Annotated in this window: 7 protein-coding genes; 5 read left to right on the forward strand and 2 right to left on the reverse strand. The window is 71.0% G+C overall.

What is annotated here, in order from left to right; genetic code table 11:
• From GWI24_RS38725 to GWI24_RS38740, 4 genes are all read left to right on the forward strand, one after another.
• On the forward strand, positions 1–1,206 hold a 1,206-nt coding region (locus GWI24_RS38725), incomplete at its 5' end, for a sensor histidine kinase KdpD (RefSeq protein ID WP_247617495.1).
• Positions 1,203–1,886: a response regulator gene (locus GWI24_RS38730; RefSeq protein ID WP_037962341.1), complete on the forward strand. Its 684-nt coding sequence runs from the start codon at positions 1,203–1,205 to the stop codon at positions 1,884–1,886. The genes GWI24_RS38725 and GWI24_RS38730, both read left to right, overlap by 4 nt.
• A 141-nt stretch (positions 1,887–2,027) precedes the next feature.
• On the forward strand, positions 2,028–2,456 hold the full coding sequence (locus GWI24_RS38735) for an OB-fold nucleic acid binding domain-containing protein (RefSeq protein ID WP_078559625.1): 429 nt from the start codon (positions 2,028–2,030) through the stop codon (positions 2,454–2,456).
• 3 nt (positions 2,457–2,459) lie between these two features.
• Positions 2,460–3,281, forward strand: a complete 822-nt coding sequence (locus tag GWI24_RS38740; protein WP_210950720.1) for a DUF3159 domain-containing protein — start codon at positions 2,460–2,462, stop codon at positions 3,279–3,281.
• A 52-nt stretch (positions 3,282–3,333) separates the two neighbouring features.
• On the opposite strand, the gene GWI24_RS38745 is transcribed toward GWI24_RS38740, so the two are convergent.
• Positions 3,334–4,011 (reverse strand): TrkA family potassium uptake protein, encoded by a 678-nt coding sequence (locus GWI24_RS38745; RefSeq protein ID WP_030834322.1) that lies wholly within the window; start codon positions 4,009–4,011, stop codon positions 3,334–3,336.
• Positions 4,008–4,676: a TrkA family potassium uptake protein gene (locus tag GWI24_RS38750; protein ID WP_210950721.1), complete on the reverse strand. Its 669-nt coding sequence runs from the start codon at positions 4,674–4,676 to the stop codon at positions 4,008–4,010. The genes GWI24_RS38745 and GWI24_RS38750 overlap by 4 nt, the downstream gene beginning before the upstream one ends.
• Positions 4,677–5,288: 612 nt before the next feature.
• Between GWI24_RS38750 and GWI24_RS38755 the strand changes: the two genes are divergently transcribed.
• A partial coding sequence (locus GWI24_RS38755) for an ATP-binding protein (RefSeq protein ID WP_210950722.1) occupies positions 5,289–6,334 on the forward strand: 1,046 nt, incomplete at its 3' end.

The raw sequence follows: 6,334 nt of genomic DNA on the forward strand, positions 1-6,334 counted from the left end.
ATCTTCGTGGCGGTGGCGGTCTGTGTGGCCTCCGTGGTGGATCTCGCCGCCCGCCGCACCCATCAGGCCGCCCGGCTGCGCGCCGAGTCCGAGATACTGTCCTTCCTCGCGGGCAGCGTGCTGCGCGGCGAGACCAGCCTGGAGGCGCTGCTGGAGCGGGTCCGCGAGACGTTCGCCATGGACTCCGTCGCGCTGCTGGAGCGGGAGAGCGACGTCGCCCCCTGGACCTGCGCGGGCAGCGTCGGCGGCCACGGCGGCACCCCGCCGCCCGAGCGGCCCGAGGACGCGGAGGTGGACATGCCGGTCGGCGACCATATGGCGCTCGCGCTCTCCGGCCGGGTCCTGCCCGCCGAGGACCGCCGGGTGCTCGCCGCCTTCGCCGCCCAGGCCGCCGTCGTCCTCGACCGGCAGCGGCTGGCCCAGGAGGCCGGGCAGGCCCGTGAGCTGGCCGAGGGGAACCGCATCCGCACCGCCCTGCTCGCCGCCGTCAGCCACGATCTGCGCACCCCGCTCGCGGCCATCAAGGCGGCCGTGAGCTCCCTGCGCGCCGATGACGTGGCCTGGTCGGCGGAGGACGAGGCCGAGCTGCTGGAGGGCATCGAGAGCGGCGCCGACCGGCTGGACCACCTGGTGGGCAACCTCCTGGACATGTCCCGGCTGCAGACCGGCACCGTCACCCCGCTCATCCGGGAGATCGACCTGGACGAGGTGGTGCCGATGGCACTCGTCGGTGTCCCGGAGGCCGACGTCGCCCTCGACATCCCCGAGGAGCTGCCGATGGTCGCGGTCGATCCCGGGCTGCTGGAGCGCGCCGTCGCCAACATCGTGGAGAACGCGGTGAAGTACAGCCCGCCGGACCGCCCCGTGCTGGTCTCCGCGAGCGCCCTCGGCGACCGGGTGGAACTGCGCGTGGCCGACGGCGGGCCGGGCGTGCCGGACAGCGAGAAGGACCGTATCTTCGAGCCCTTCCAGCGCTACGGGGACGCCCCGCGCGGCGCCGGGGTCGGCCTCGGGCTCGCCGTCGCCCGCGGCTTCGCCGAGGCCATGGGCGGGCGGCTGACCGCCGAGGACACCCCCGGCGGCGGGATGACCATGGTGCTCACGCTGCGCGTCGCCCGCGACCGCCCGCCGGCCGCCCCCGGCCTCCCGGTCCAGGTCGGCTCCACGTCAGGCACAACGACACGGAAAGGCAGGCCCGCCAGATGAACCGGGTGCTCGTGGTGGACGACGAGCCGCAGATCGTGCGCGCCCTCGTGATCAACCTGAAGGCGCGCAAGTACGAGGTGGACGCGGCGTCGGACGGCGCCACCGCACTCCGGCTCGCCGCCGCCCGCCATCCCGATGTGATCGTGCTCGACCTCGGCCTGCCCGATATGGACGGGGTGGAGGTGATCAGGGGCCTCCGGGGCTGGACCCGGGTGCCGATCCTGGTGCTCTCCGCCCGTCAGACCTCGGACGAGAAGGTCGAGGCACTCGACGCCGGTGCGGACGACTACGTCACCAAGCCGTTCGGCATGGACGAGCTGCTCGCCCGGCTGCGCGCGGCCGTCCGCCGCGCCGAGCCCGTCGGGCGGCCGGAGGACTCGGTGGTGGTGGAGACCGACGCGTTCACCGTCGACCTGGCCGCCAAGAAGGCCCATCGCGACGGCCGCGATGTGCGGCTGACCCCCACCGAATGGCATCTGCTGGAGGTCCTGGTGCGCAACGCCGGCCGCCTGGTCAGCCAGAAGCAGCTGCTGCAGGAGGTCTGGGGCCCCTCGTACGGCACCGAGAGCAACTACCTGCGGGTGTACATGGCGCAGCTGCGCCGCAAGCTGGAGGCCGACCCCTCGCATCCGCGCCACTTCGTCACGGAACCGGGCATGGGGTACCGCTTTGAGCGGTGAGGACGCGAGGCGGGTGTCCGGCCGGGGGTCCGGGGGTTGCCCCCGGGGGATGCTGTGTCACCGAGCCGGGCATGGGCTACCGGTTCGAGCGATGAGCGCGGGGACGGCGTTTCGGCGATGGCGCACCGGTACGCTGGCCGTATGAGTTCCGTACGCCACCCCTCCGACGGGGCTGACAGGGGAGACAGGTCCGACAAACCGGTCGGCCGGTTCCGGCGGATGCTGGACCGGCTGTCGAGCTCCCAGGAGGAACTGCACTCCGCCGAGTTGCAGCAGGACGCGGAGGCCGCGGGCTGCACCAAGATCGGCGACTGCGGTGACCGTCAGATCGTCAAGGTGACGGGCACGCTGCGCACGGTGACCCTCAGGCCGCGGGCCGGAGTTCCCGCGCTGGAGGCGGAGCTCTTCGACGGCACCGCCGCGCTGGACGTGGTGTGGCTGGGCCGTCGCTCCATCATCGGGATAGAACCGGGGCGCAAGCTGATCGCCTCGGGCCGGATCTCCATGAGCCATGGGCGCCGGGTGCTGTTCAATCCGAAGTACGAACTCCGACCGCTCGGACAGGAGTAGCCGGTGACGCCAGACGACAAGACGCCCCCGACCGGGCACCGACGCACCGCCGCCGACAGCAGGACGGCGGCGGACACCGCGCTCCTGGAGGCGTTCGGCGGGGTGCGGGGCATGGTGGACACCACCGTCCCCGGTCTGGTCTTCGTCCTGCTGTACACGATCAAGCGGGACATCCACCTCGCCGCGATCGCCGCGCTGGGCCTCACCGTGCTGCTCGGGCTCGCCCGGCTGGTGCGCAAGGAGACGCTGAAGCACGCCTTCAGCGGGATCTTCGGGGTCGCGTTCGGCGCGATCTTCGCGATGATGTCCGGCGACGCGAAGAACTTCTATCTGCCGGGCATGCTCTACACCCTGGGCCTGGCGATCGCCTACATCCTCTCGGCGATCTTCCGCTTCCCGCTGATCGGGGTCCTGCTCGGGCCGATGCTGAAGGAGAACCTCTCCTGGCGCACCCGCAACCCGGGCCGGTTCCGCGCCTACACCCGGTCCACCTGGGCGTGGGGGCTGATCCTGCTGGCCAAGTCGGCGGTGCTGTTCCCGCTCTACTGGTGGGGGGACGCCACTCAGCTCGGCTGGGTCAAGGTCGCGCTCGGCATTCCGCCGTTCCTGCTCTGCGTCTATCTGACCTGGATCTTCCTGGCCAAGGCCCCGCCGCCGATCGACGTCATCGCGGAGATGGAGGCGGAGGAGAAGGCCGAGCGGGAGCGCGAGCGGACGAAGGCCGAAGCCGACAAGATCGCCGATCCGCTGCTCTCGGAGTGGACCGGCCAGATCGTGTCCGAGGCCCGTACCGAATCCGCCGACCGGCAGCCGCCCCGGCACTGAGACCCGCCGCCCTGGGCTCCCGAGCCGGGAGCCCAGGGCGGGAGCTCACGGCCTAACCGGCGGCGTCCTGGCGCTGGACGGACAACAGCTGCTCGAGCTGCTCCTCGCGCGCCTGTGCCGCGACGAACAGCAGCTCGTCCCCGGCCTCCAGCACATCGTCCTTGTTCGGGGTCAGCACGCGGGTGCCGCGGATGATGGTGACCAGCGTGGTGTCCTCGGGCCACTCCACATCGCCGACCCGGGTGCCCACCAGCGCCGCCTCCGGCGGCAGCGTCAGCTCCACCAGGTTGGCGTCGCCGTGGCTGAAGCGGAGTAGCCGCACCAGATCGCCGACGCTCACCGCCTCCTCGACCAGCGCCGACATCAGACGCGGGGTGGAGACGGCCACATCGACGCCCCACGCCTCGTTGAACAGCCACTCGTTCTTGGGGTTGTTGACCCGGGCGACCACCCGGGGCACCCCGTACTCGGTCTTGGCGAGCAGCGAGACGACCAGGTTGACCTTGTCGTCACCGGTGGCCGCGATGACCACGTTGCAGCGCTGAAGTGCCGCCTCGTCCAGCGAGGTGATCTCGCACGCGTCGGCCAGCAGCCATTCGGCCTGCGGCACCCGCTCCACCGAGATGGCGGTCGGCGCCTTGTCGATGAGGAGCACCTCGTGCCCGTTCTCCAGCAGCTCGCTCGCGATGGAACGCCCCACGGCGCCCGCACCGGCAATGGCAACTCTCATCGGCCGGCCTCCTCGGGACCCTTTTCAAAGGCCGCCTCGACCTTCTCGACCTCGTCGGTGCGCATCATCACATGCACCAGGTCGCCCTCCTGGAGCACCGTCTCGGAGATCGGCAGCATCGCCTCGCCGAGCCGGGTGAGGAACGCGACCCGCACACCGGTCTCCTCCTGGAGCTTGCTGACCTTGTGGCCCACCCACGAGGGGGAGATGTGCACCTCGGCCAGCTGGACCCCGCCACTGGGGTCCCGCCACAGCGGCTCCGCGCCGGACGGCAGCAGCCGCCGCAGCATCTGGTCGGCGGTCCAGCGCACCGTGGCCACGGTCGGGATGCCGAGGCGCTGATAGACCTCGGCGCGGCGGGGGTCGTAGATCCGGGCCGCCACGTTCTCCACACCGAACATCTCGCGGGCCACCCGGGCCGCGATGATGTTGGAGTTGTCGCCGCTGCTGACCGCGGCGAAGGCCCCGGCCTCCTCGATGCCCGCCTCGCGCAGGGTGTCCTGGTCGAAGCCGACGCCGGTCACCCGGCGCCCGCCGAAGCCCGCGCCGAGGCGGCGGAAGGCGGTGGGGTCCTGGTCGACGACCGCGACCGTGTGCCCCTGTTGCTCCAGGGTCTGGGCGAGGGCGGCGCCCACCCGGCCACAGCCCATGATCACGATATGCATGCGTCCTACCCCGCACTCCTGATGACCGTGCCGACCTGCGCAAACACCCTGCTCACATCTTCCTTCCAGGACCTACGGGGCGACAGCGGGGCGGGACCCCGATGCCGGTGCCCGGGGACGACGGGAATCGGCCGCCACGGCACCTGTCCCCACCGTATCCGTACTGGCGGCCCGCTCCCCCGTCCGCGCGCGACGGTCCGGAAATGAAGGTGGTGACGTATGACATAGCGCGATGGTTCCCACGGTGATGAGTGATGAGGGGTGGTGGCCGGAGGTGATCGCGGACACGCCCGGAGGAAAGAGGTAACGATCATTTCCGGTTGCGGATGGAGAGTGAAAAGGCTGTCGGTGATCAGCCGTGACCACTACGGTGGGCCCGGGTTACGGCGCTCCTCGGGTGGTCGCGACCCTTCATCTTCGCCTGAAATCCCGGATCTTCACCGAAACCACATGACAAATGCCCAGTGATTCGCGCTGGTTCGAACTTTGTCGCGGGTGTCGGACGCTAGGTCACGACATGGCTAAGATGATCGTCGTATTCCGTTTCCGGACGGGACATCAGGGCTCTGAACGTTCCTTCCGCGCCCGCGTTTCCCCTGCACGAGGTTCCTGATGACTGATCACATATCGGAGGCGGTGAGCTGGTGTCTGGCCGCCGCGCTTCTCGTCGTCCTGGTGCTTCTGATCCGCCAGCGGCAGATCACCGCCGGAGTCCGCAGGCGCAACGCCACGCTCGAGGACAGCCTGCGCGCCCGTGACGAGGAGGTGCGCCATCTCGTCGACGTACGCCTCCCCTCGATCGCCGACGCGCTGAGCCAGCCCGGCCCGCTGCCGGGCCTGCGCGACGAGAAGCTGGCCGGTACGGCCTTCGCGCAGAGCCTGCACGCCGTCATGGAGCAGTTCACCCGGGCGGTGGACAAGGCGCAGACGCGCGCCGACGCCTCCGCCAAGGCGGCGCTCAAGGCGTCCATGCGAGCCGTCCAGGGACTCGCCAACGAACAGCAGGTCTCCATCTCCGAGATGCAGGAGCGGCACGACAACCCCGATGTGCTGCGGGACCTGCTGGAGATCGACCACGCCAACGCCCAGTTCGGCCGGCGCGCCCAGGCCATCGCGGTGCTCTGCGGCTCCTGGCCCGGCCGGCAGCGGCTGGCCTCCTCGCTGACCGATGTGGTCCGCGGCGCCAAGTCGCGCATCCGCGACTACCAGCGGGTGCAGGTGCACGCGCTGATCGACGTCGCGGTGGTGAGCCGGGCCGTGGAGCCCGCCGTGCTCGCGGTCGCCGAGCTGCTGGACAACGCCGCCCGCCACTCGCAGCCCAACACCTCCGTGGAGGTCAGCCTCCAGCCGGTGCACAACGGGGCCTGCATCGTGATCGACGACGCCGGTGTGGGCATGGACGGCCTGGAGGTCCAGCGCGCCGCCAACCTGCTCTCCGGCCAGCGCGCCGTGGACGTCTCCCGGCTCGGCGACCCGCCGCAGTTCGGCTTCGCCGTGGTGGGCCTGCTGGCCGCGCGGTACGGCTTCAGCGTCTCGGTGGACACCCGGTCCCCGTACGGCGGTGTGCGCGCCGTGCTGTTCCTGCCGACCGAACTGCTCACCCACATCGACCCCGACGAGCGGCCGGGCACCGCCGGGCAGGACCCCGACGGCGCCGC

The sequence above is a fragment of the Streptomyces sp. MK37H genome (assembly GCF_018035285.1).
Classification (GTDB): domain Bacteria; phylum Actinomycetota; class Actinomycetes; order Streptomycetales; family Streptomycetaceae; genus Streptomyces; species Streptomyces endocoffeicus.